The following is a 21,547-nucleotide window of genomic DNA, read 5'->3' as shown; positions in this document are numbered from 1 at the left end:
GCCGGCCCTCCTCGCGTTCACGGCACTTACTGCACTTACGGCACTTGGGGAAAGGGCACGTCCTCGGAGAGTGGCCAGTACTGCCCCTGAAGGCGCTCACGCGCGAACGACGTGATGTCGGCGGTGCTCAGCCCCACGCTGTCGACGGAAATGATCTGCCTGGCCAGCTGGCGGTAGTAGGCGCGAAAGTGATTCGCGCCCTTCAAGGCGATGAGGCGGTGGCGGCTCACGTCGAGGCCATGCATCGCGAAGGGTTCGACATCGTAAATCTGCTCCGCGCGCGACGCGACGATAACGTCCACCCCATCGATCACGAGCCGGCACATCGCGCCCAGGTCGAAATGCACACCGGCGAACATCGCCCCCGGCCGGTTCACGAATTTGCCGTCCGTGATCGACTTGACATAGGCCTGAGCCTCGATGGGCCGCCCCTGATAGCGTCCCAGCTTCCCGCCGAGCGACACGGCAATCGTGGCCCCGACACCGGCGGCCTGCGCCTGTGCGACCACCTGTGCGTCGTTGATGGAGGCAAAACATGCCGTTCCCGGCTCGGGACGCGCCGACAACAGGGCGCGCAGCAGGTGCGTGCCGTCGCCCGGCGTACCGCCGCCGGGGTTATCCGCGTATTCGTTCACGACGATGGGCCCTGCTTCGGCGGCAAGCGCTGCCGCCACGCCTTCGGCGGGCGACGGGAAGGATGGCCGGAACGAGGCTCGATGACGCCAGATCCAGTCGGCCACCTCGTCGGCAAGGCGTTGCGCCAGCGCGGGATCGTCGTTCGTCGTGCAGATTACCGAGGGACATGGCGCGGCAATGTCGGCGTACGGAAAGCCGTGAAACCACGAACAGTCGACCACACCGTGCTGCGCCGCGAGCCTGGCACACAACGCGTTGACGAGGGCCGGGGTAAAACCCTCCTGCGTCGTGACGATGTACGGCAGCATCGGCAGGTAACGCACGGCCGTGATGGGCTTGAGGCGACCGTCGAGCATCTGCACCAGCAACGCCACGGCTTCCGCGCCGCGATCGAAGAAATCGGTATGCGGGTACAGCTTGCACGGCAGGGTGATGTCGCATGACAGACGCATGGCTTCCGTGAAGTTGCCGTGCAGGTCGTAGACGGCAGCAATCGGCACACTCGCGCCGACGAGGTCGCGCACGGCGCTCGCCAGATCGCCCTCGATGTCCTCCACCCCGTCTGCCACGCCGGCGCCGTGCAGCGCGAGCAGGACGCCGTCGACCGGAAGCCGGGCCCGAATCCCTTCGACGATCTCGCGCTTCATCGACGCGTAGGCGGCCGCGTCGATGGTGCCGGACGGCGTGGCCTGTCCCACGAAGGCGTAATCGAGCGTCGCGCCCACGCGGCGCGCGCCCTCGATGAATCCGCCCACCTGGTGATTGGCGTTGTCGAACACTTCGGCAACGCGCTGTCCCCAGTACTGTTCGAAAGCCGCCAGCGGCGTCAGGCCGGAGAATTCCGCGGCATACGTATTGGTTTCGTGGATGATGCCGGCCACCGCGAATCGCATGGGTTTGCGCTCCATTGTCGTAATCTCCTCAGTGCATCCGTCGGAATTCAGCGATTGACGGTCTTCGGATCGAAGCTCAGCGCGATGACGGCGCTGATGACCAGCGAGCCGGCAATCATGAAAATGGCGGGTGCCGTGCTGTGATAGGTGTCTCGAATCCAGCCGATCAGGTAAGGGCTGACGAACCCGCCCAGGTTCGCGAGGCTGTTGATCGCTCCGATCGACGCGGCGGCCGTGGCGCCACCGAGAAACGCCGTGGGCAACGTCCACATGATGGGCGAGAAGCTGATGATCCCCGCAGCGGCGATCGACAGCGAGATCACCGCCAGCGCCAGATGCTGTCCGGCGAACACGCTGGCCGCCAGACCGAACGCGCCGACGAGCATGATGCCAGCCAGATGCCAGCGGCGCTCGCGGCGGCGGTCCGAGCTTCGACCGACCAGTACCATCGCCACCGCGGCGACACAATACGGAATCGCGCTCAACAGTCCCACCTGCAGTCCGCCGACCGCGCCGGCGTCCTTGATGAGCGTGGGCAGATAGAAGCCGAGCGTGTAGAGCGCCATCATCGCGGGAAAAGTCATCAGAATGATTTTCCCGATGCGCACGTCGCGCAGAATGTGCGACAGCGGCATGTGCGGGCGGCCCTTCTCGTCCTGCGCGATATCCCGGGCGATGAGCTCGCGTTGTTCGCTCGACAGCCACTTGGCATCCTTCACGCGGTCGGTGAGGATGAGCAGAACACCCACGGCCAGCGGCAGGGTCGGGAGCGCTTCGAGCACGAACACCCATTGCCAGCCGGCGTGGCCGCCGACCTGGTGGAAGGTGTCCAGAATCCAGCCCGACAGCGGACTGCCCAACAGGCCGGCGACGGGAATGCCGGCCTGGAAGATGGCCGTCATCCTGGCCCGGCGATGATTGGGAAACCAGTACGTCAGGAAGAGAATGACACCGGGATAGAACCCCGCTTCGGCAACACCGAGCAGGAACCGCACCACGTAGAACTGCCATGGCGACGTGACGAATGCCATGATGCCGGAGAGGATGCCCCACGAAATCATGATCCGGGCGATCCAGAGGCGTGCGCCGACCCGATGCATGATGAGATTGCTCGGCACCTCGAACAGCATGTAGCCGATGAAGAAAAGCCCTGCCCCAAGACCATAGGCCGCCTCGCTGAATTGCAGATCGGCGAGCATGTTGAGCTTTGCGATGCCGATGTTGACGCGGTCGAGATACGCCACCACGTAACAAAGCATCAGGAACGGAATGAATCGCAGCGCGACCTTCCGGTAAGTGGCGTCTTCAAATGCCAAACGGTCGGTGCGTGTGCCGACGGCGGATGACAACGTGACCTGAGGTTCCATGTGTCTGACTCCTGCTGCGGGTGAGTGGCTTCGATGCGTCAGGCAGCTTGCCCGGCGCGTTCGGTGGCGCGCGCCAGTGCGTCGGCGTGCTCGAGAAATCCCTTGACGGCTTCCGGGGGTACCAGCGAGCCGCCCGTCGACCAGATCACGTGGGTGGCCTCGCGCATGTCGAGGTGGTGCGTGCGCACGTAGGCCTGCCCTTCGGGAGACGTGACCAACCAGTCGGGGCCCCGCACGCCTGCGGCCGCGGAAGGCTCGACCAGCACGTCGAGGGTGTCCTTCAACATGCGCAGGTTCAGGAAGAGTTCGTCGTCGGTCACGGTAAACACACCGGACAGTTGCGAGACCATGAGGGGTGCGACGAGGTGCGACGCCTCCCCGACGGCCAGGCCGTCGGCATCGGTCTTGTTGTCCAGTCCGATGTCGTAGACCGACACGGGCGAATCGCTTCGCGACGCCAGCTGAACCAGCATGCACGGCGAAGCCACGGGTTCGGCGAAGAAGCAGTGAACGTGTGGCCCGAAGATCGCCTTCAGACCGTGCGTGATGCCGCCGGGCGCGCCGCCCACGCCACAGGGCAGATAGACGAAGAGCGGATGCCCGGCATCGACTGTGCGCCCCGCCGCCGCGAGTTGCTCCGCGAGATGGCGAGCACTGGCCGCATAGCCGTGGAACAGCAGGGGGGATTGCTCGTCGTCCACGAAATGACTGCGCGGCGATGCCAAGGCCTGCGTGCGGCCGGCGGCAACTGCCTTCGCGTAGTCGCCCGCGTGTTCGACGACACGCACACCGCGCTGGCGAAGTCGCGTCTTCTTCCATGCCTTGGCGTCATCCGACATGTGGACAACCGTGTCGAATCCGAGCGCGGCGGCCATCACGCCGATGCTCAGACCAAGATTGCCTGTGCTGCCGACGGCAACCGTGTACTGCGCGAACAGCGCACGGGCGTCGGGCGAACCGAGCACGCGGCGGTCATCGTGCGCCGTAATCAGGCCTCGCTCCAGCGCGATTCGCTCGGCAACGGCCAGCACCTCGTGAAACCCTCCCCGGGCCTTGATCGAGCCCGCGACGGGCAGCGCATCGTCGCGCTTGACGAACCATGCGCTCGCATCATCGGCGCCACCGGGGGCAACCGCGCGCTTCAGGGCATCCGCCGGCATCAAGGCCGACTCGATGTGTCCGCCGGTCTCGGCCAGCTCGGGAAACAGGTCGGCGAGCAGCGGCGCGAAGCGGTGCATCCGCGCCTGCGCGTCCAGAATCGCATCCGTCGAGTCGCCGCTAGGCGCGAACGACTGCTCGAGCCGGTCGTTGATCCAGAGCGTCGGTGTCTTGCCTTGAAGTCTGGCTAATAGGAGCTTTGGCAGGTGCGGGAGAGACATGATTGGCATTTTCCGAGAATTTCCTGATACTTCACGGAATGCTAGCGCTCTGGCTCGCGTAAAAATAGCGCTGGATTCTAATGAACGCATTAGTTGAGCTAATACTTATGCAACTAGATGCATCGATGCTGGGCGCCCTGCGGTGCTTCGAGACTGCGGCTCGGCTGCTGAGCTTCACGCAAGCGGCACGCGCGCTGAACCTGACGCAAAGCGCGGTGAGTCAGAAGATTCGCTATCTGGAGGATCGTCTGGGTTACGTGCTGTTCGTTCGACAGGCACGCAGTCTGAAGCTCACGGAGAACGGAGAGGCGCTGTTCGAGACGACGGCCCGTGCATTGGGCGACATCGAGGCCACGCTGCAACGGCTCGGCATCTCCAACGCGCCGCTGCAGGTCAGTTGTCTGCCCTCGTTCGCCTTGCAATGGCTGATGCCGCGGCTGACGGACTTTCATCGGCAGGAGCCCGACGTCTCGGTACGGCTGAAGGCGGAGTTTCAAAGCGTCGACCGACAGTCCATGCGCGCGGACGACATCGACGTTGCGGTGCGCTATGACCCCACGCACTATGCAGAGGTCAAGGCCGACATCCTTTTCGACGAGTATCTGGTCGCAGTGGCCACGCCGGCCTATTTGGCGACACACCCGGGCCTGGCAGACGGTTCGTCGTTCGACGGCGTGGTGTTCCTTCACGACGCGTCACCGTGGGACGGCGCGACCGAATTCATCGAATGGCGCACATGGATGGACGCGAACCGGCCCGGCAGTGTGCAGAACATCGACGGACCGCAGTTCAACCTGTCGAGCCTCGCGCTGGCTGCCGCGCTCAATCATCAGGGTATAGCCATCGGCCGTAGCGCGCTGGTGCACGACGACCTGCAGGGCGGCCGTCTCGTGCCGATCGGCAAGCCGGTCAGGTCGCCCGCGCGATACGTGCTGCTGTCGCGCGATCCCTTCGACCGGCGCACGACAATCTTCTGCGAGTGGATACAGCAGGAATGCCGGCGCTTCGATGGCGCACGGTTGGGTGTGCTGGGGTTGTAGCGTGCCCCCCGTCACTCCACCGTCACCGACTTCGCCAGGTTCCTCGGTTTGTCGACGTCCGTGCCGCGGGCGACGGCGGCGTGATACGCGAGCAGTTGCATCGGAATGGTGTGCAGAATGGGGGATAACAGGCCGTAGTGTTCGTTCAGGCGAATGACATCGATTTCCGGGCCCGGCGACAGGCCGCAATCGCTGTCGGCGAAGACATAGAGCCGGCCATTGCGCGCGCTGACTTCGTGCATGTTCGACTTGAGCTTTTCGAGCAGACGGTCGTTTGGCGCGACCGCGACCACCGGCATTTCGTCGCTCACCAACGCCAGCGGCCCATGCTTGAGCTCGCCGGCCGGATAGGCTTCGGCGTGAATGTACGAAATCTCCTTCATCTTCAGCGCCCCCTCCATCGCCACGGGATAATGCAGGCCGCGCCCGAGAAACAAAATGTCCTGCCGCCGGGTCAGCTGCTCGGCCCACGCCATGATCTGCGGCTCCAGCGCCAACACCTTGGCGATGGCATCGGGCAAATGCCGCAGCGCCTTCAGGTGTTGCTGCTCGTCTTCGTCCGACAGTCGCCCACGCGTCTGGGCGAGTGCGAGCGCCAGCAGAAACAGCGCAACCAACTGCGTGGTGAACGCTTTGGTCGACGCCACACCGATCTCCACGCCCGCCCGCGTGAAAAACGTCAGCGCACACTCCCTCGCAAGCGCACTCGTCGAGACGTTGCAGATCGCCAGCGTGTGCCGCATGCCACGCTGCCTGGCCACGTGCATGGCGCCCAGCACGTCCGCCGTCTCGCCGCTCTGCGACACGGCCACCACGAGCGTGTTCGGATTCGGCACGCTATCGCGGTAGCGATACTCGCTGGCGATTTCCACATTCACCGGCAGTTGCGCGAGACTCTCGATCCAGTACTTGGCCGTGAGCGCCGCGTGATAGCTCCCGCCACACGCGAGCAAAAGCACGGAATCGACCACGTTGAATACCCGCCAGGCGTTGTCGCCGAACAACTCCGGCATGATCGCCGTCACGTCCTGCAACGTGTCGGCGACCGCACGCGGCTGCTCGAAAATCTCCTTCTGCATGTAATAACGGTAAGGCCCGAGATCCGCCGCACCACTGTGTGCCGCCACGCGATGCACCGGGCGTTGCACCCGCTGGCCCTCATCGTCGACCACCCAGAAGCGATGCAGCTGAACGTCGGCGACGTCGCCGTTCTCGAGATACACGATCTGGTCGGTCACATTGGCCAGCGCGATCGCATCGGACGCAATGAAGTTCTCGCCTTCGCCGACGCCAAGCACCAGCGGCATGCCGTCACGTGCGCCAACGAGCCGATGCGGCTCGTCGCGGCAAATCACCGCAATCGCATAGCTGCCCTGCAATTGCGCCGTGGCCGCCCTCACCGCTTCGAACAGGTCGCCGTCGTACAAATGGTCGATCAAATGCGCAATGACCTCGCTGTCGGTCTGGCTGGCAAATCGATAACCATGGGCTTCGAGCTTGCCGCGCAACGCTTCATGGTTCTCGATGATGCCGTTGTGCGAGAGCGCAATGCGCGGCGTCCCGGCATTCGGCGACACGTGCGGATGCGCGTTGTCCGTCACCGGCTTGCCATGCGTGGCCCAGCGCGTGTGAGCAATGCCCGTATACCCGGCCAGCCCCATGCGCGTGACTTCCTCCTGGAGATTCGCCACGCGCTCGACGCTTCGCGCGCGTACCAACGCGCGATCCGAATACAACGCTACGCCGCACGAGTCATACCCGCGATACTCCAACCGCTTCAGCCCATCGACCAGCGTGGGGACCACGTCCCGTTGCGCAACTGCACCGATAATTCCGCACATTTCGCCTCTCCAGAAGATTCGTTTTCCGTCAGTGAAGCGATGGTAGAGTGCGACGCTCGAAATTATTCATCAAAATGCTTCAACTAATGAAATTAAATTACACTTAAAATCACTAATGAAATTTAATTTCTTAGAATAACGCCCCGGCGGAGATGGCATGACCCCTATCAATCTGGACGATCTCGACCTGCGCATCCTCGGCGTACTGCAGATGGACGCGTCGATTTCGAATCTCGAACTGTCCCGACGTGTACACGCATCCGCGCCGACCTGCCTGCGGCGCGTGCGCGCGCTTCGCGATGCAGGCGTCATTGCCCGCCAGATCGCGATCATCGATGCCGCGAAGCTCGGGCCGAACCTGAACGCCGTGGTGGAAGTGAGCCTCGACCGACAGACCGCAGAAGACTACGACGCCTTCGAGGCCTACATCTGCGAAGAGCCCGCCATCACGCAGTGTTATCGGGTGTCCCCCGGACCGGACTTCGTCCTGATCGCGCAAGTGCGGGACATGGCCGAATACGACGATCTCGCAAGGCGGCTCTTCAAGAGTGCAGCGAACGTTCGCAACGTGCGCACCTTCTTCTCGACACGGCGTGCGAAGTTTGAAGCGAATGCCCGAATTCCGCCCGTCCGCACCGGGTGACGTGGAGGGCGCACGCATGCCTGTCAGCCTTGACAGGTGCGCAACGGCGACGGCTCGCCTAGATTGAAAGCGCTCAAATTCACGGCAAGGCCGAGGCGCATCATGGCGAACATCACGCAGGTCAGCCCAAGCCAGATCGATCGCGACGGAGGAACCTCCATCACCATCAAAGGCACAGGGTTCTCGGAAGCGGTCCAGGTGTATTTCGTCGACAAGAACAACCGCAAGACCCCTGCCCGGAGCTTTACCATCGTCGACGACAGTACGATCACCGCGGTCAGCCCGTCCTTGGCCGAGACGGGACGTGCCACGGCCAACGTGACACTGGGAGATCGCCTGGCATCGGCGAACAGGATTGACGACGCCGTTCGGACACCCGAGCAGTTGCTGTACAACCTGCAATACGTCAACGATCTATACGCGCTTGGCTCCGGGAGCGGGTCGATGCGGTAACGCGTCGCCCCGTCGCTTCGACGCCCCGTCGCATCGACGCACTGGCGTGTCGTCGGATGCCGAGCCCCGAACTACGCCGATGTTCATTTGAACATTAGCCATCGTCATTTGAATGTCACCATCGGCTGTCAAAGTGACGCTCATTGCACACTCAATGCGCGACACAGGACTCACCCGATGGACCTCTCCGAGCGTCAGACCCGCATCGTTGCGCTATTTCGCCAGCATGGCGAAATGAGCGTCGATGCGCTCGCCGAGCATTTCGGCGTGGCCACGCAGACCATTCGCCGCGACGTGAACCTGTTGTGCGACGCCAACGTGTTGCGTCGCTATCATGGCGGTGCACGCCTGCTCACGCCCGGGCCGAACCAGCCGTATGAAGTCCGCCGCGTTCGCAATCTCGAAGGCAAGCTCCGCATTGGCCAGGCAGCCGCCGAACGCGTCCCCGACGGGGCGACCGTACTGCTCGGTATCGGCACCACGCCGGAGCAAGTCGCCGTCGCGCTCGTGCATCGCAAGCGGCTTTGCGTCATCACGAACAACCTGCGCGCGGCACTTGTGCTGGCCGGCAACCCCAATCATCGCGTCATTGTTCCCGGTGGCGAACTGCGCTCGCCCAACCCGGAGATCCTCGGCGACGAGGCCGACCGGCTGTTCCGCGCTTACCGCGCCGACGTCGGCGTGTACAGTGTGGGCGGCATCGACGACGACGGCACGCTGCTGGACTACGATCGGCTCGAGGCCGCCTCGCGCGAAGCGCTGCGCGACGCCAGCCGCTATCGCATTCTGGTCGCCGACGCCTACAAGTTCACGCGCAAGCCGAGCGTGCGCGGCGGACAACTCCGCGAACAGGATCTTGTCGTCACCGACGGGCCGTTGCCCGACGCGCTCCGTGCGCATTTGCATTCCGTCGAGCCCCCAACGGCACCTGAATACCTCGTCGTCTGAACCGACCTCGCGTCCCCTGCGCACACCGCTTATGGCCACCTTTCGTCCCGAGACATCCGCCATGCCCGTCGCCCCCGCCACTGCCACGCCCCCATTCGTCCGTCGGTTCACCCGTCCGGGAGGCTGGCGTCGCCTCGGCGCCGCCGGCCTTGCCGCAGTTGCCTGCATCTTCGGCACGGTGGCGTCGCCGGCCGCCAACGCCGGCCCGCTCATCGTCGCGCATCGCGGCGGCACGGGCGATACGCCGGAAAACACGCTACAGGCGTTCGCCAATGCCCTGCACAACGGCGCGCAGGCGCTGTGGATGACGGTACAGGTCACGCGCGACGGTGTACCGGTGATGTACCGCCCCGCCGATCTCTCCGCATTGACCGACGGGCACGGCAAGCTCGCCGACCTCGACTACGCGCAGGTGCGCAAACTCAATGCAGGCTACGCGTTCGCTCGCAAGGCGGATGACGGACACACGGTGTATCCCTACCGAGATCACCCGCTTCCGATCCCGACGCTGCGCGAGGCGCTTGCCGCCGTCCCCGAGAATGTGCCGATCCTGCTCGACATGAAGCAGGTACCCGCCGCCCCGCTCGTCGAAGCCGTCATCCAAGTGCTCGACGACACCCACGCCTGGTCGCGCGTGCGGCTGTACTCGACCGAAGCCGACGCAACCGACCGCCTGCGCGCGCGTCGCCCGCAGGCGCAACTGTTCGAATCGCGCGACGCCACGCGCAACCGACTCGTCGCCTCGGCACTCGCCGGCCAGTGTGCGACGCCGCCCGCGCCGGGCACATGGGTCGGCATCGAGCTGCACCGCCAGGTGGAAGTCGTGGAACGCTTCACGCTCGGTCAGGGGGTATCGAAGGTCGTGGCCAACTGGTGGACACCGGCGGCCGTGCAGTGCTTCAAGTCGCGGGGCGACGTACACCTCGTCGCGTTCGGCGTGGAAACGCCGCAGGACTTCGAGAGCGCATCTCAACTCGGCTTCGACGCCGTCATGACGGACTCCCCGTCGCGCCTGCGCGCCGCACTCACCGTGCAAGGACACGACGCCTCGAAATAATCGCCTACACCGGCTGCCGCCACTCGCGCAGCCGCCTCCCCACGGAAGGTCGGACATCAATTCCCGGGAAAGCGCTTTCATTATTCTTAGGACTTCTAATTTCAAGGAAGCGACGCAGAACACCGGAACGCCAACGTGCGGCACCGGAGGATCGCATCGCCCGCTTCGTCTCACGCTCAGGAAAATTCACCATGACGTTTCGCTCCCGCACCGCCCTCGCCCACGCCGCCACCTTCGCCCTCGGGTGCAGCGCCGCTGCACTTGCCCATGCGCAGTCGAACATCGCGCTTTACGGGATCGTCGACGGCGGCATCGGGTATGCCAGCAACGTGGCTTCGGTCACCCGAGCCGGTGCCACCGGCCGTCCAGCCGTGCTCGTCGGCAGCTCGAACACCACGTTCCAGAACGGTACGTGGCAAGGCAGCCGCTGGGGAATTCGAGGTTCGGAGGATCTGGGCGCCGGACTAAAGGCGCTGTTCCGTCTCGAGAGCGGCTTTAGCATCGCCAATGGCACGGCCAGCCAGGGCGGCGCGCTGTTCGGGCGTCATGCCTACGTCGGCCTCCAGGACAAGACTTACGGCACGATCACGCTGGGCCGACAGTACGACCCGTTGATCGACCTCGTCGGTTCGGTCGGCGGCACTGCACTGCTCTCCGGCGTGGCCGCCCATCCGGGCGACGTCGACAATCTCGACCACAGCTCGCGGGTCAACAGCGGCGTGAAATACCGCTCGCCGTCGTGGAGTGGTTTCACTTTCAGTGCCATGTATGGGTTCGGCAACCAGCCCGGTTCGATGAGCCGTCAGAACACTTGGGGGCTCGGCGCACAATACGCCAACGGGCCGCTGGTGTGGGGTGCGGGCTTCTCGCACGCCAACAACGAAAAATCGGGCTCCACCGATACAACGATCGGCAACTGGGCAGGGTCGTCCGACTCGGCATTCGCATCGTCCATCAATGCCGGTTATGCAAGCGCCAGGGCGCGCGACGTCGTCGCCACCGCCATGACATACGAGATCGGCAACACCACACTGGGCGCGAACTACAGCCATACGGAATATTCGCCGGGTACCTACTCACGCTTCTCGCGCACGGCGAAGTTCGATACGGTCGGCGTTCTGGCGATGTACCGCGTCTCCCCGGAAATGCGCATCGGCGGCGGCTACAGCTTCACCAACGTCAACGCCCCGGCGGCGACCGTCTCCGGCGCAAAATACCACCAGTTCAATCTGGCGGCGTTCTACAACTTGTCCAGGCGCACCGAACTGTACGCGCTGGCCGGTTACCAAAAGGCGTCCGGCAGCACGCTCGATGCCTACGGAAACGTGATCGACGCCACGGCGTCGGTGGGCGACGCGGCCAACGGCATGTCCTCCGCCACCAACACCCAGACGATCGTCCGCCTCGGGGTCAGCCACGTGTTCTGAGCGCCCTGCCTTCGGCCGTCCGACGCGCGCGCCGTCGGCACCCCGGCCGATGCGCGGCTACGCCGCCTGTGCGGGCAGCGGCGGCACGAGCGTCACTCTTGGCGGGGGCAGCATCGTCACGGCGTGCATCTGCGCGCGCAACCAGTCACGTGGGCTGCTGCCCGTCTTTCGACGAAATGCACGGGCCAGCGCCGACGCACTGTCATAGCCGACTTCCTCGGCCACCCGAGCAATCGGTTGGCCGTCTCGCAAGCGTTTTTGCGCCAGTCCGATGCGCCAGTCGAGCAAATAGTCCGCCGGCGACTGGCCGACGACTTCGCGAAACTGCGCGGCAAAATTGGCACGCGACATATTGGCGGCGCCGGCCAGCGACTCCACCGTCCACGGCTCGCCGGGCTGATGATGAATCACGTGCAACGCCTTGGCCAGACGCGGGTCGGCGAGCCCGGCCAGCATGCCATGGCTCACCATGCGCTGCTCCAGCACGTGACGCAGCAGCTGGATCACCAGCAGTTCGAACAGACGGTCCATCACAGCCAGGCGTCCGCACTGCGTACCGAAGGCTTCGGCAAACAGCCAATTGAGCGTGAGCTCCAGTGTCGAGACCGACTGCGTCGGCAGCACCAGATACTCCGGCAGCGCCGACACAAGCGGATTGCGTGTGCCGCCGTCAAACGACAACGACCCGCACACCAACTCCGTGCGGTCGCCCTCACCCGAAAGCAGTTGATGATGGTTGCGACGCGGAAAAAAGATCAGCGACGGCTTTACGATCTCATGCCGCGAACCGTCTTCGAGCACCAATGAAACCTCGCCCGAGCGAAGCAGGTGCAGATGGCCGCCGTCGTGGGCGTCGACGCCGTAGCTGGCGATGCCGCACAGGCCGCCGCTGTGAAACACGCCGGCGCGAACGCCGAAATTCGAAATCAGGGTGGAGAGCCGATCCATGACGCACTCAAGACGAATAACCCGGTGCGCCGATTATGGATGAATTACCCAAGCCTTGCTGGGAAGGCCTCTCACCCCTTCGATGAATGGCAGGGCATCAGGCGCGGCTGTCCGTCACCCGTGCGCCCGCACCGATTTCCGCGCGGACTTCGGCGCGCGAGCGTCCGACCGACGCCCCCTGTTGGAGCAGCGACGGATAGGTTTGTAACGATTGATCCAGTTCGCCGGATGCGCGTGCGACGCGCAGGGCCTCGCGCACCTGCGCGCGTGTCACGGTCATGTGCTGGGAGACGGCGGTCTGCGCGGCGTCCGCGGTCTGGGTGTCTGCGAAGGCAGGCGCGCCGGCCAGCGAAGCGGTGGCGATCAGGGCGGCGGCGAAGATGCGAGCGTTCATGATGTAACTCCTTTCAGTCGGCACAGGTGGCCGTGGGTCGGTTTCCGCTTGGCACCGGGGAAGGAAGTTTTCCGGTGCGTTCGGGTACGACTCAAGATTACGAAAGGACGGCCGGAATTTCGCCGCAGCGCGTCTGCAAGATGCGACCAATCGTCCAGAAATCACGATAGTCATTACCTGCCGCTATGAGCAAGATAGGGAGGATTGATGAGGGGTGAGAAACGCTGGCGTGCCACGCGCACCCAGGGCGCCAAACGAACGCGACGCCGTTCAGGCGTCGCCGGCGCGTCGCTTGATCTTGATCTGCGCGACGGGAATCGCCGCCGCGACCGCGTCGCCGAGCAGGCGGCGCAGCACAGCCGGCTTGCCGAGCAGGTCGGCCAGCGTGTAGCGATCGAGAACCTCGAAATAGGCGCGCAAGGCTTCGCCCAGCACGCCGCGCAGGTTGCACGCCGAGGTGATCACGCAGGCGTTCTCGCCCTGATGAAAGCATTCGACCAGGGCAAAGTCGGGCTCCATTGCGCGCACGACTTCCCCGAGGCCGATCCGCTCGGGCGGGCGTCCCAGTCGAATGCCGCCTGAGCGGCCGCGCACCGTATGCAGAAAGCCCAATTGCCCGAGTTTCTGCACGATCTTGACGAGGTGATTCTTGGGAATGTCGAACGCATCGGCCACCGACTGCACGTGCACGAGCTCGTCGGGATACACCGCGACGTACAGCAATGTGCGCAGACTGTAATCGGTATGGTCGGTTAGTCGCATTCGATCGAAAACGGCAAGAGAGAAGCGGACAGGATGTCCGGCCGCCCGCACTACCCGGCACACAGGCGGCACACAGGCGGCACACAGGCGGCACATAGGCGGCACAGCGGCGGCACAGCGGCGAAGCAGTTTAACATGGCCCTCAAATGCATCTTATGCCGACCAAAGGCGCAGCGCCACCCGAACTTTGCCGCACCGGGCGAGCCGCTTTCCAGCAGCTTCCCGGCCGTAGGGTGCCGCGCCTGCGGCTTACCCCTTGGCGGCGCCGGCCAGCGCCGCACGGCGGGCACCGACCGTGCCGCGCGATGTCCACCGGCCGTGCACGACGAGCCACTCTCCCACGATGCCCCGGCGGAACAACAACACACACAGCACGAAGATGCAGCCGGTCACGACGCTCACCATCGTCCCCAATCCGGCGAACGCCTGCCAGCCGGTCGCCTGCGCAAGCCAGTTGCCGATATCGCCCAGCTTCGTCTCCAGCGACACGATCAGCAGCGCGCCCACGACGGGGCCGAAGCGCGTGCCCATGCCGCCGACGAGCGTCATCAGAATGACCGACCCCGAGAGCGACCAATGCACGTCGGAGAGCGTGGCGAAACCGAGCACGAGCGTCTTGAGCGATCCCGCCAGCCCCGCGATGGCAGCGGAGAGCACGAACGCGAGCAGTTTGAAGCGCGCGGCCTCATACCCCAGCGAGATCGCCCTGGGTTCGTTCTCGCGAATCGCCGCGAGCACCCGCCCGAAGGGCGAGGCGATCACACGCGAGATCAGCGCAAAAGTTGCCGCCACCACGGCAAGCACCACGTAATAGAGCGTGAGATCGTGGTCCAGCGAGAGCCCGAAGAGCGTCTGCCGGGGCACGCCCTGCAAGCCGTCTTCCCCACCGGTGAAAGGCGCCTGCAGACAGAAGAAGTAGAACATCTGCGCAAACGCGAGTGTGATCATGGCGAAGTAAATGCCCTGGCGCCGGATCGCGAACAGCCCGAAGACGAGCCCGAACACGGCACCCGTGACCACACCGGTCAGCATGCCCGCGAGCGGCGACCAGGCAAGATCGCGCATGACGTAGCCCGCGAAGTACGCCGCGCCGCCGAAGAAGGCCGCGTGGCCGAACGAGAGCAGCCCCGTATAGCCGAGCACCAGATTGAGCGAGCAGGCAAACAGGGCGAAACACAGCACCTTCATCGCAAAGACGGGATAGACGCCGAGGGCCGGCAACGCTAGCAACAATGCGAGCAGGGCGAAATCGAAACGGTATTGGCGCATCATCGACGACTCAATTGTTGGCATAACCACCGAACAGACCATGCGGACGTACGAGGAGTACGAGCGCCATGATCACGAACACGACCGTGGCCGAAGCCTCCGGGTACCAGAGCTTGGTCAGCCCCTCGAGCACGCCGAGCGCCAGGCCCGTGACGACCGAACCGGCGATCGACCCCATGCCGCCGATCACGACGATGGCGAATACCGTCACGATCATCGGCTGGCCCATGATCGGAGAGACCTGCATGATCGGAGCGGCCAGCACGCCCGCGAACGCCGCCAGTGCCGCGCCGAAGGCGTACGTGAGCGTGACCATGAGCGGCACGTTCACACCGAATGTCTCGACCAGACGGGCATTCTCGGTGCCGGCGCGCAACAATGCGCCGACGCGAGTGCGCTCGATCACGAACCACGTCAGCGCGCAAGCGCAGAGCGACGCGACCACCACCCACGCCCGATAATTGGGCAGCACCATGAACGGCAGGCGGGTGGCCCCGGCCAGCAGCGCGGGGCCGTCGAACGACATGCCCGAAACGCCGTACGCCGAGCGGCCGAGCCCTTCGATGATCAGCGTGAGGCCCAGCGTGAGCAGCAGCCCGTACAAATGATCGAGCTTGTAGATGCGGCAGAGCAGCCCCCGCTCGATGGCCGCGCCCAGCACGCCGGCGGCCAGCGGCGCGAGCACCAGCATCGTCCAATAGTCGAGCCCGAGGTACTGGCCTCCCATCCACGCGATGAGCGCCCCGATCATGAACAGCGCACCGTGCGCGAAATTGATGACGTTGAGCAGGCCGAAGATGACCGAAAGGCCCAGGCTCAGCACGGCATAGAAGCAACCGTTGACCAGCCCAAGCATCAACTGGCCGAGCAGCGACGGCAAAGGAATATCGAAAGGATTCACGGCATTGACCTTGTGAGCGGATTACACGTTGAGCAGCGTTTGCAATGCCTCGGTGTGGACGGGCAACTGCGCGGCGTCGAATTGCAGCGCGATGCGGCCGTGCTCCATCACGTAGAAGCGCTCGGCGAGGGGCGCGGCAAAGTGAAAGTTCTGCTCGACCAGCACGATCGTGTAGCCCCGCGATTTGAGTGTCTCGATCATGCGCGCCAACGTGCGCACGATGGCCGGGGCCAGTCCCTCCGAGATCTCGTCGAGCAGCAGCAGACGCACGCCGGTGCGCAGGATCCGCGCGATCGCCAGCATCTGCTGCTCGCCACCCGAGAGCCGCGTGCCGGGACTGTGCCGGCGCTCGGCCAGGTTCGGGAACATGGCGTAGATCTCGTCGAGCGACATTCCCGCCCGCGCCGACACCCCATCGCCGGCCGCGAGCACGGGGGGAAGCAGCAGGTTTTCCTCGCACGACAGGCTCGCAAAGATGCCGCGCTCCTCCGGACAGAAACCCACCCCGCAGCGCGCGATCCTGCGCGTCGGCAGGCCGATGGTTTCGCGACCGAAGACACGTACCGAGCCGTCGCGTGCGTCGGTCAGGCCGAGAATGGCGCGCAGCGTGGTGCTGCGGCCCGCGCCGTTGCGCCCGAGCAGGCTCACGACCTCGCCCTGCGCGGCCACCAGATCCACGCCGTGAAGAATGTGCGATTCGCCATACCACGCCTGCAGGCCCGATACGGCCAGCGCCGGTACGCTCGCCGCCGCAAGGGAAGCGTCATGCGCGTTCATGCGTGCGCTCCTTCCAGATCGGCGTCTGCCGTACCCATATAGGCTTCGCGCACACGCGGATCGGCCGTGACCGTGGCGTAGTCGCCCTCGGCCAGGATCTCGCCGCGTTGCAGCACCGTGATCGTGTCGGCGATGCCCGAAACCACTTTCATGTTGTGTTCGACCATCAGCACGGTTCGACCGGCAGCCACCTGCCGGATCAAGGCCGCGACCCGCTCGACGTCTTCGTGCCCCATGCCCTGCGTGGGCTCGTCGAGCAGCATGACATCCGGCTCCATCGCCAGCGTGGTCGCAATCTCGAGCGCCCGCTTGCGACCGTAAGGCAGCGAGACGGTCGGCTCATGCGCATACGCCGCGATGCCCACCTCGTCGAGCAGCGCCATGGCGCGCGTATCCAGATCGCCCACCGCGCGTGTGCTGCGCCAGAAGTGGTACGAGCAGCCAGTGGCACGTTGGAGCGCCACGCGCACGTTTTCGATGACGGACAAATGTCCGAATACCGCCGAGATCTGAAACGAGCGGATCATGCCGCGCCGTGCAACCGTCGCCGGGGCGAGCCGCGTGATGTCCTCGCCCCGATAGAGAATCTGGCCCGACGTGGGCGTGAGGAACTTCGTCAGCAGGTTGAAGCACGTCGTCTTGCCCGCGCCGTTCGGTCCGATCAGGGCGTGGATCGCACCGCGCCTGACCTTCAGATCGACGCCGCCGACCGCCGTGAAGCCGCGAAACGCCTTGGTGAGTTGCCGCGTCTCGAGAATGATGTCGTCGTGCGCCATGGACTTATCCCAGGACCGGCAACGGCGTAATGCCGTAGCCGTGCTGCAGCCGGCGCCCGAGTACCGGGTCTTCGAGTTCGAAGTCGAAACGCTCGGCCGAACGAATACCGCCGATGGCCGCCAGCGTGCCGCAAAGCATGGCGGTGCCGTCTTCGAAGCGACCGCCCGCGTCGGCAAACCGTGCCAGCAAATCCGACGGCGCACGCATCGTCGTGACCGGTCCCTGCTGGTACAGCACCTTCTCACCGCCAATGTTGGCGTAGCTTCGCAGCACGAGACGGTCCCAATGCGGCTCGATGTCCTCCAGGCGCCAGAGCACCGTCGCGCAAGGCTTTTCGCACATCTGCTTGGACACCGTCACGCCGTACGTCTCCACTTCGCGGTCAGTGTGATCCGACGCCACGCCGACATACGTCTGCCCACCGCTGCGCACGAGCAGGAACTCGACCTCGCCGCTGCTCGCGCGCCCGCTTGCCTCGATGTGCGCCTGCGTCGTGAGCCGGTCGCTGGATACGCGATAGAACATCGGCGTGGCCGCGGGACGCTTCACGCCCAACGCCTCCAGCTCGCGGATGTGATGCTCCATCGCCTCGGTATCGCGCCCGGTCCAGCCCGCGATCACCAACTGCCTGATGGGAATGTCGAGATCGACGGCACCCTGCGCCGTCTGCACTACGAAATGCATGAGATTCATCTTGCCGACTCCGGTCATGGACTACCTTCCTGATGGGACTGCCCCGATCACTTCTTCACGAGCGCGCATTGGCTCTGCGCGAGGGGGCGAAACGCTTCGGCGGCGGGAATGGTCTGCACCACGTTGTAGTAGTCCCATGGCTTCTTCGATGCCTTGGGCGACTTCACCTGGACGAGGTACATGTCGTGCACCATCAGGCCGTCGGGGCGAATTTGTCCGCCCTTGGCAAAGAAGTCGTTCACCGGCGTCGCCTTCATCGAAGCCATGACCGTGTCGGCGTCGTCCGTACCGGTGCGCTGCACCGCCTGCAGGTAATGCATGACCGACGAATACGTGCCGGCATGCACGAGCGTGGGCATCTTGCCGGTCTTGGCGTAGAACCGTTGCGCCCAGGTGCGCGAGGCGTCGTCGCGGTCCCAGTAGAAGGCGGTGGTAAGCGTCATGCCCTGCGCCGCTTCGAGCCCCAGGCTGTGGATATCGCTGATGAACATGTGCAATCCGGCGATCTTCTGCTTGCCCGGCCCGGTAATACCGAACTCACGCGCCGTCTTGATCGCGTTGACGGTGTCGGCGCCAGCATTGGCAAGCGCGATCACCTTGGCGCGCGACGCCTGCGCCTGAAGCAGGTACGACGACAGGTCGGAGGAATTGAGCGGATGTTTGGCACGGCCCACGACCTTGCCGTTCACGTGTTGCAGCGCGTCCGTGGCATCTTTCTCGAGCGAAGCGCCGAGCGCGTAATCGACGGTGAGGAAATACCAGCTGTTGTCGCCGCTCCTCGTCATGGCCTTGACGGTGTTCGACGCGAACGAATAGGTATCGTAGGAATACTGTACGGTGTACGGCGAGCACTCCTCGTTGACCAGCCGCGTGGTGCCCGCGCCCGTCACGATCGCAATGCGCTTCTTGGCCCTGGCCACGTTCGACACCGCCAGCGCCACCGACGACGGCAGCAGGTCCTCGACCACGTCGACCTGCTGGTTGTCGAACCAGTCGCGCGCAATGGTCGCCGCCACATCGGTCTTGTTCTGATGGTCGGCCGAGATGACCTTGACCGGCACGCCGTTGACCTTGCCGCCGAAATCGTCGACGGCCATCTGCGCGGCGATCACCGATCCCTTGCCGCCGATGTCGGAGAAGATCGACGACATGTCGGTGAGCACCCCGATCTTGACCACGCCGTCGCTCATCTTGCCGGGCTGGGCCTGGGCTGAAAGCGAGGCGGCGAAGGTCGCGGCGGCGATCGCCAATGCGGCCAATGACGTGATACGACTTGCGCGAAACGTAGACATGATGTTTTCCCGATAGCCTGTGGAGATGTCGTGTGTGCTTGCGTGTGCGAATGCCTGCGGCGGTGCGGCAACGTCCTGGCGTACGCCGCACCTGTGCCTTTCCCTGAACGTGTCAGGCCGGATCGTAGTAATGAATCTCGAGCAGCAGACAGCCGCCGTTCGACTTGAACGGCCCGTGGAACGCGCCGGGCGGGCGGCAGGCGTAAGTATTCGGCGCGAACGCCTCGCCCCCTTCGCCCTGCGCGTCGTTCCCGACCGTCAGATCGCCCGAGACGAGATACACCTCCTCCCAGTAGGTGTGCACGAACGGCGCCGTGGTATGGATACCCGGCGCGAAGCGCAGCAAGCGCGTGCGACTGCCGGCACGGTTCGCTTCGTCGAGCGAGCCCGCGAGAATCTTCTGTTCGATGCCGGGGGGATAGCCGGGCGGCACCTCCCAGCCCTGCGTCATGTCGATGGTGCGAAACTCATCGTGCAGCTTGTTGATTGCCATGCGGACTCCTTGTCTTTGGCTGAAATTTGCGGTGTCGTGAATGTGCAGGAAGCGACGGCGCGGATCAGGCCGCGACCGGCTGCCGGACGATTTCGTCCGAGAGCGCATAGGTGCCGAGCAGGTTGTCGACGAGTCGTGTGGCCTTTTGCCAGTCGTACGTGCGATAGGCGTGGCCCTTCGTGACGAAAGTCGCCCCGGCGTAGAACATCTCGTACTGGTTGTGGCGCGACGCAAACTCCGAACCTACGGCGTCCCAGGCGAGCTTGAAGAACTTGACCCGCTCCTCGGCGTCGGCCACCGGCGACTTCTGCGTCTTCTCGATGATGCTGGCGAGCATCGGGTTCTCGAAGTCGTGGATGCTCGAGGGCAGCATGATCATGCCGCCGCCGGCCAGCTCGCGAAGCGTACCGAGCACCTTCGTGTAGAGCTGCTGGGTGAGCACCTGCGAGCCGTAGAGCAGGCTGCGGTCAGGCACGTAGAAGCCGTTCTCCACGTGCCCCTTGGCTTCCATACCGTGCACCCACGCCTCGACCATGGCCGCCTCGGCCGCCAGTTGCCCCAGCGCTTCGCGCACCTGCGGGAAGGCGTTGGTGCCATTGACCTCGGTAATTCGCAGGGCGATGCCGACCAGAAAGCGCAGCTTGACCATGAGCCGCACCTGACACTGATAGTTCTGGTAACTGTGCGCGGGCGTGGCGTGAAACTGCTTTGCGCACATGGCCGTGTCGCCCGCGACGAAGATTCGCTCCCACGGCACCTTCACATCGTCGAAGTACAGCACGGCGTCGTTCTCGTCGAAGCGCGAGGCGAGCGGATTGTCGAACACGGACGTGGCACTGCCCTCGTAGGACTTGCGCGACAATATGCGCAGCCCTTTCGTGTTCATGGGAATGGCGAACGACAGTGCATACATCTCGTCGCCCGCCTTGAGCGGCTGGATGCAACTGCAGAACACCTCATTGGCCATGATGCCGCTCGTGGCAAGCATCTTCGCGCCGCGCACCGTAATGCCCTCGTTGTCCTGGTCGACGATGCCCACCGCGAGGTACTTGTCTTCCTGTTCGTGGGCCGCTTTCGACTGGTTGGCCTGCGGGTTGACGATCACGTACGTCAGGAACAGATCGTTGTCACGCGCGTATCTGTAGTAGTCGCGCAAGGCGCCGGCGCGCTTCGTGTCGTACTGTTCGAACACGTCGATGCCCATCACCATGCCCGAAATGCACGAGGCGACGTGGTCGGGCGAGCGTCCCATGAAGCCGTAATGCAGCTCGCTCCAGGCCTCGAGCATCTCGCGGCGCTGCACCAGTTCGTCGTAGCTCGCAGGCAATTGCCAGATGCGCGAGACACGATCGCCCGTGTCCGGCGACGCAAACGTCATCGCCTCGAGGTTTTCCGGACGCGCCTGAAAGTCGTACAGGCTGGCGTAGCTGCGAATCGAGTTGCGGAACGCCGGGTGCGTCGTCACGTCGCCCACCGCCTTGCCGTCGATGTACACTTCGCGCCCGTCGCGCAGCTGACCGATATGTTGACTACCGTTCTTTACCATGACTCTCTCCT

21 protein-coding genes are annotated in these 21,547 nt (G+C 64.4%); 6 read left to right on the top strand and 15 right to left on the bottom strand.

Annotation, left to right across the window (positions count from 1 at the left end; all coding sequences use genetic code 11):
* Positions 1–35: 35 nt before the first annotated feature.
* Genes PMO31116_RS11720 through dsdA form a run of 3 tightly spaced genes read right to left on the bottom strand, consistent with a single transcriptional unit; the run spans position 36 to position 4,284 of the window.
* Positions 36–1,544, bottom strand: a complete 1,509-nt coding sequence (locus tag PMO31116_RS11720) for a M81 family metallopeptidase (protein ID WP_150566878.1) — start codon at positions 1,542–1,544, stop codon at positions 36–38.
* A 32-nt stretch (positions 1,545–1,576) separates the two neighbouring features.
* Positions 1,577–2,896 (bottom strand): MFS transporter, encoded by a 1,320-nt coding sequence (locus PMO31116_RS11715; RefSeq protein WP_174971216.1) that lies wholly within the window; start codon positions 2,894–2,896, stop codon positions 1,577–1,579.
* Between the two features lie 38 nt (positions 2,897–2,934).
* A complete protein-coding gene (gene dsdA, locus PMO31116_RS11710) occupies positions 2,935–4,284 on the bottom strand; it encodes a D-serine ammonia-lyase (RefSeq protein ID WP_150566877.1) in 1,350 nt (449 codons plus the stop codon).
* Positions 4,285–4,382: 98 nt separating this feature from the next.
* Between dsdA and PMO31116_RS11705 the strand changes: the two genes are divergently transcribed.
* Positions 4,383–5,315, top strand: a complete 933-nt coding sequence (locus tag PMO31116_RS11705) for a LysR substrate-binding domain-containing protein (protein ID WP_150566876.1) — start codon at positions 4,383–4,385, stop codon at positions 5,313–5,315.
* 11 nt (positions 5,316–5,326) lie between these two features.
* Here PMO31116_RS11705 and glmS read toward each other — a convergent pair whose 3' ends face one another.
* Positions 5,327–7,156 carry a glutamine--fructose-6-phosphate transaminase (isomerizing) gene (glmS, locus tag PMO31116_RS11700; RefSeq protein ID WP_150566875.1) on the bottom strand — a complete coding sequence of 610 codons (1,830 nt, stop codon included), beginning with the start codon at positions 7,154–7,156 and terminating at the stop codon, positions 5,327–5,329.
* A 157-nt stretch (positions 7,157–7,313) separates the two neighbouring features.
* Between glmS and PMO31116_RS11695 the strand changes: the two genes are divergently transcribed.
* The 5 genes from PMO31116_RS11695 (at position 7,314) to PMO31116_RS11675 (ending at position 11,684) form a co-directional block, all read left to right on the top strand.
* Entirely contained in the window at positions 7,314–7,799 is a 486-nt protein-coding gene (locus tag PMO31116_RS11695; protein WP_150566874.1) for an Lrp/AsnC family transcriptional regulator, read from the top strand.
* A gap of 102 nt (positions 7,800–7,901) precedes the next feature.
* Positions 7,902–8,252, top strand: coding sequence for an IPT/TIG domain-containing protein (locus PMO31116_RS11690; protein ID WP_150566873.1), 351 nt, complete (start codon positions 7,902–7,904; stop codon positions 8,250–8,252).
* 177 nt (positions 8,253–8,429) lie between these two features.
* Positions 8,430–9,200 (top strand): DeoR/GlpR family DNA-binding transcription regulator, encoded by a 771-nt coding sequence (locus PMO31116_RS11685; RefSeq protein ID WP_150566872.1) that lies wholly within the window; start codon positions 8,430–8,432, stop codon positions 9,198–9,200.
* Positions 9,201–9,261: 61 nt separating this feature from the next.
* Positions 9,262–10,257, top strand: coding sequence for a glycerophosphodiester phosphodiesterase family protein (locus PMO31116_RS11680; protein WP_150566871.1), 996 nt, complete (start codon positions 9,262–9,264; stop codon positions 10,255–10,257).
* A gap of 191 nt (positions 10,258–10,448) precedes the next feature.
* Positions 10,449–11,684 (top strand): porin, encoded by a 1,236-nt coding sequence (locus PMO31116_RS11675; RefSeq protein WP_150566870.1) that lies wholly within the window; start codon positions 10,449–10,451, stop codon positions 11,682–11,684.
* 57 nt (positions 11,685–11,741) lie between these two features.
* Here the strand turns inward: PMO31116_RS11675 and PMO31116_RS11670 are convergent, their stop codons facing one another.
* The 11 genes from PMO31116_RS11670 to PMO31116_RS11620 all read right to left on the bottom strand — a co-directional run bounded on the left by PMO31116_RS11670 (position 11,742) and on the right by PMO31116_RS11620 (position 21,536).
* Complete coding sequence (locus PMO31116_RS11670; protein ID WP_150566869.1) at positions 11,742–12,632, bottom strand: AraC family transcriptional regulator; 891 nt, start codon at positions 12,630–12,632, stop codon at positions 11,742–11,744.
* Between the two features lie 97 nt (positions 12,633–12,729).
* Positions 12,730–13,026: a DUF4148 domain-containing protein gene (locus PMO31116_RS23665; RefSeq protein ID WP_174971212.1), complete on the bottom strand. Its 297-nt coding sequence runs from the start codon at positions 13,024–13,026 to the stop codon at positions 12,730–12,732.
* Positions 13,027–13,296: 270 nt separating this feature from the next.
* Positions 13,297–13,788 carry an Rrf2 family transcriptional regulator gene (locus PMO31116_RS11660; protein WP_150566867.1) on the bottom strand — a complete coding sequence of 164 codons (492 nt, stop codon included), beginning with the start codon at positions 13,786–13,788 and terminating at the stop codon, positions 13,297–13,299.
* 249 nt (positions 13,789–14,037) lie between these two features.
* Positions 14,038–15,060: a branched-chain amino acid ABC transporter permease gene (locus PMO31116_RS11655; RefSeq protein WP_150566866.1), complete on the bottom strand. Its 1,023-nt coding sequence runs from the start codon at positions 15,058–15,060 to the stop codon at positions 14,038–14,040.
* 7 nt (positions 15,061–15,067) lie between these two features.
* Positions 15,068–15,958, bottom strand: coding sequence for a branched-chain amino acid ABC transporter permease (locus PMO31116_RS11650; RefSeq protein ID WP_150566865.1), 891 nt, complete (start codon positions 15,956–15,958; stop codon positions 15,068–15,070).
* Positions 15,959–15,979: 21 nt separating this feature from the next.
* Entirely contained in the window at positions 15,980–16,735 is a 756-nt protein-coding gene (locus PMO31116_RS11645; RefSeq protein WP_023596857.1) for an ABC transporter ATP-binding protein, read from the bottom strand.
* The gene (locus PMO31116_RS11640) at positions 16,732–17,511 is read right to left on the bottom strand and encodes an ABC transporter ATP-binding protein (protein ID WP_063599115.1); all 780 of its coding nucleotides are present in this window, start codon (positions 17,509–17,511) and stop codon (positions 16,732–16,734) included. The genes PMO31116_RS11645 and PMO31116_RS11640 overlap by 4 nt, the downstream gene beginning before the upstream one ends.
* Before the next feature lie 4 nt (positions 17,512–17,515).
* Positions 17,516–18,205, bottom strand: coding sequence for a DUF2848 domain-containing protein (locus PMO31116_RS11635; RefSeq protein ID WP_023873616.1), 690 nt, complete (start codon positions 18,203–18,205; stop codon positions 17,516–17,518).
* Positions 18,206–18,252: 47 nt separating this feature from the next.
* Complete coding sequence (locus tag PMO31116_RS11630; protein ID WP_023596860.1) at positions 18,253–19,497, bottom strand: ABC transporter substrate-binding protein; 1,245 nt, start codon at positions 19,495–19,497, stop codon at positions 18,253–18,255.
* Positions 19,498–19,609: 112 nt separating this feature from the next.
* Positions 19,610–19,990 (bottom strand): cupin domain-containing protein, encoded by a 381-nt coding sequence (locus PMO31116_RS11625; protein WP_023596861.1) that lies wholly within the window; start codon positions 19,988–19,990, stop codon positions 19,610–19,612.
* Positions 19,991–20,054: 64 nt separating this feature from the next.
* Positions 20,055–21,536, bottom strand: a complete 1,482-nt coding sequence (locus tag PMO31116_RS11620; RefSeq protein WP_150566864.1) for a 4-hydroxyphenylacetate 3-hydroxylase family protein — start codon at positions 21,534–21,536, stop codon at positions 20,055–20,057.
* Between the last annotated feature and the right edge of the window lie 11 nt (positions 21,537–21,547).

The sequence above is a fragment of the Pandoraea morbifera genome (genome assembly GCF_902459575.1).
GTDB lineage: Bacteria > Pseudomonadota > Gammaproteobacteria > Burkholderiales > Burkholderiaceae > Pandoraea > Pandoraea morbifera.
The sequence above is the reverse complement of the archived record's forward strand: the minus strand, read 5'-3'. Positions and strand labels throughout refer to the sequence as shown.

What these genes read in the sequence shown, in the direction of transcription:
- PMO31116_RS11660 (WP_150566867.1), bottom strand. Translation starts at nt 13,788, where the DNA reads ATGCGACTAACCGACCATACCGATTACAGTCTGCGCACATTGCTGTAC.
- PMO31116_RS11625 (WP_023596861.1), bottom strand. Translation starts at nt 19,990, where the DNA reads ATGGCAATCAACAAGCTGCACGATGAGTTTCGCACCATCGACATGACG.
- dsdA (WP_150566877.1), bottom strand. Translation starts at nt 4,284, where the DNA reads ATGCCAATCATGTCTCTCCCGCACCTGCCAAAGCTCCTATTAGCCAGA.
- PMO31116_RS11655 (WP_150566866.1), bottom strand. Translation starts at nt 15,060, where the DNA reads ATGATGCGCCAATACCGTTTCGATTTCGCCCTGCTCGCATTGTTGCTA.
- PMO31116_RS11685 (WP_150566872.1), top strand. Translation starts at nt 8,430, where the DNA reads ATGGACCTCTCCGAGCGTCAGACCCGCATCGTTGCGCTATTTCGCCAG.
- PMO31116_RS11635 (WP_023873616.1), bottom strand. Translation starts at nt 18,205, where the DNA reads ATGAATCTCATGCATTTCGTAGTGCAGACGGCGCAGGGTGCCGTCGAT.
- PMO31116_RS11670 (WP_150566869.1), bottom strand. Translation starts at nt 12,632, where the DNA reads ATGGATCGGCTCTCCACCCTGATTTCGAATTTCGGCGTTCGCGCCGGC.
- PMO31116_RS11720 (WP_150566878.1), bottom strand. Translation starts at nt 1,544, where the DNA reads ATGGAGCGCAAACCCATGCGATTCGCGGTGGCCGGCATCATCCACGAA.
- glmS (WP_150566875.1), bottom strand. Translation starts at nt 7,156, where the DNA reads ATGTGCGGAATTATCGGTGCAGTTGCGCAACGGGACGTGGTCCCCACG.
- PMO31116_RS11680 (WP_150566871.1), top strand. Translation starts at nt 9,262, where the DNA reads ATGCCCGTCGCCCCCGCCACTGCCACGCCCCCATTCGTCCGTCGGTTC.
- PMO31116_RS11690 (WP_150566873.1), top strand. Translation starts at nt 7,902, where the DNA reads ATGGCGAACATCACGCAGGTCAGCCCAAGCCAGATCGATCGCGACGGA.
- PMO31116_RS11645 (WP_023596857.1), bottom strand. Translation starts at nt 16,735, where the DNA reads ATGAACGCGCATGACGCTTCCCTTGCGGCGGCGAGCGTACCGGCGCTG.
- PMO31116_RS11675 (WP_150566870.1), top strand. Translation starts at nt 10,449, where the DNA reads ATGACGTTTCGCTCCCGCACCGCCCTCGCCCACGCCGCCACCTTCGCC.
- PMO31116_RS11620 (WP_150566864.1), bottom strand. Translation starts at nt 21,536, where the DNA reads ATGGTAAAGAACGGTAGTCAACATATCGGTCAGCTGCGCGACGGGCGC.
- PMO31116_RS11715 (WP_174971216.1), bottom strand. Translation starts at nt 2,896, where the DNA reads ATGGAACCTCAGGTCACGTTGTCATCCGCCGTCGGCACACGCACCGAC.
- PMO31116_RS11705 (WP_150566876.1), top strand. Translation starts at nt 4,383, where the DNA reads ATGCAACTAGATGCATCGATGCTGGGCGCCCTGCGGTGCTTCGAGACT.
- PMO31116_RS11695 (WP_150566874.1), top strand. Translation starts at nt 7,314, where the DNA reads ATGACCCCTATCAATCTGGACGATCTCGACCTGCGCATCCTCGGCGTA.
- PMO31116_RS11640 (WP_063599115.1), bottom strand. Translation starts at nt 17,511, where the DNA reads ATGGCGCACGACGACATCATTCTCGAGACGCGGCAACTCACCAAGGCG.
- PMO31116_RS23665 (WP_174971212.1), bottom strand. Translation starts at nt 13,026, where the DNA reads ATGAACGCTCGCATCTTCGCCGCCGCCCTGATCGCCACCGCTTCGCTG.
- PMO31116_RS11630 (WP_023596860.1), bottom strand. Translation starts at nt 19,497, where the DNA reads ATGTCTACGTTTCGCGCAAGTCGTATCACGTCATTGGCCGCATTGGCG.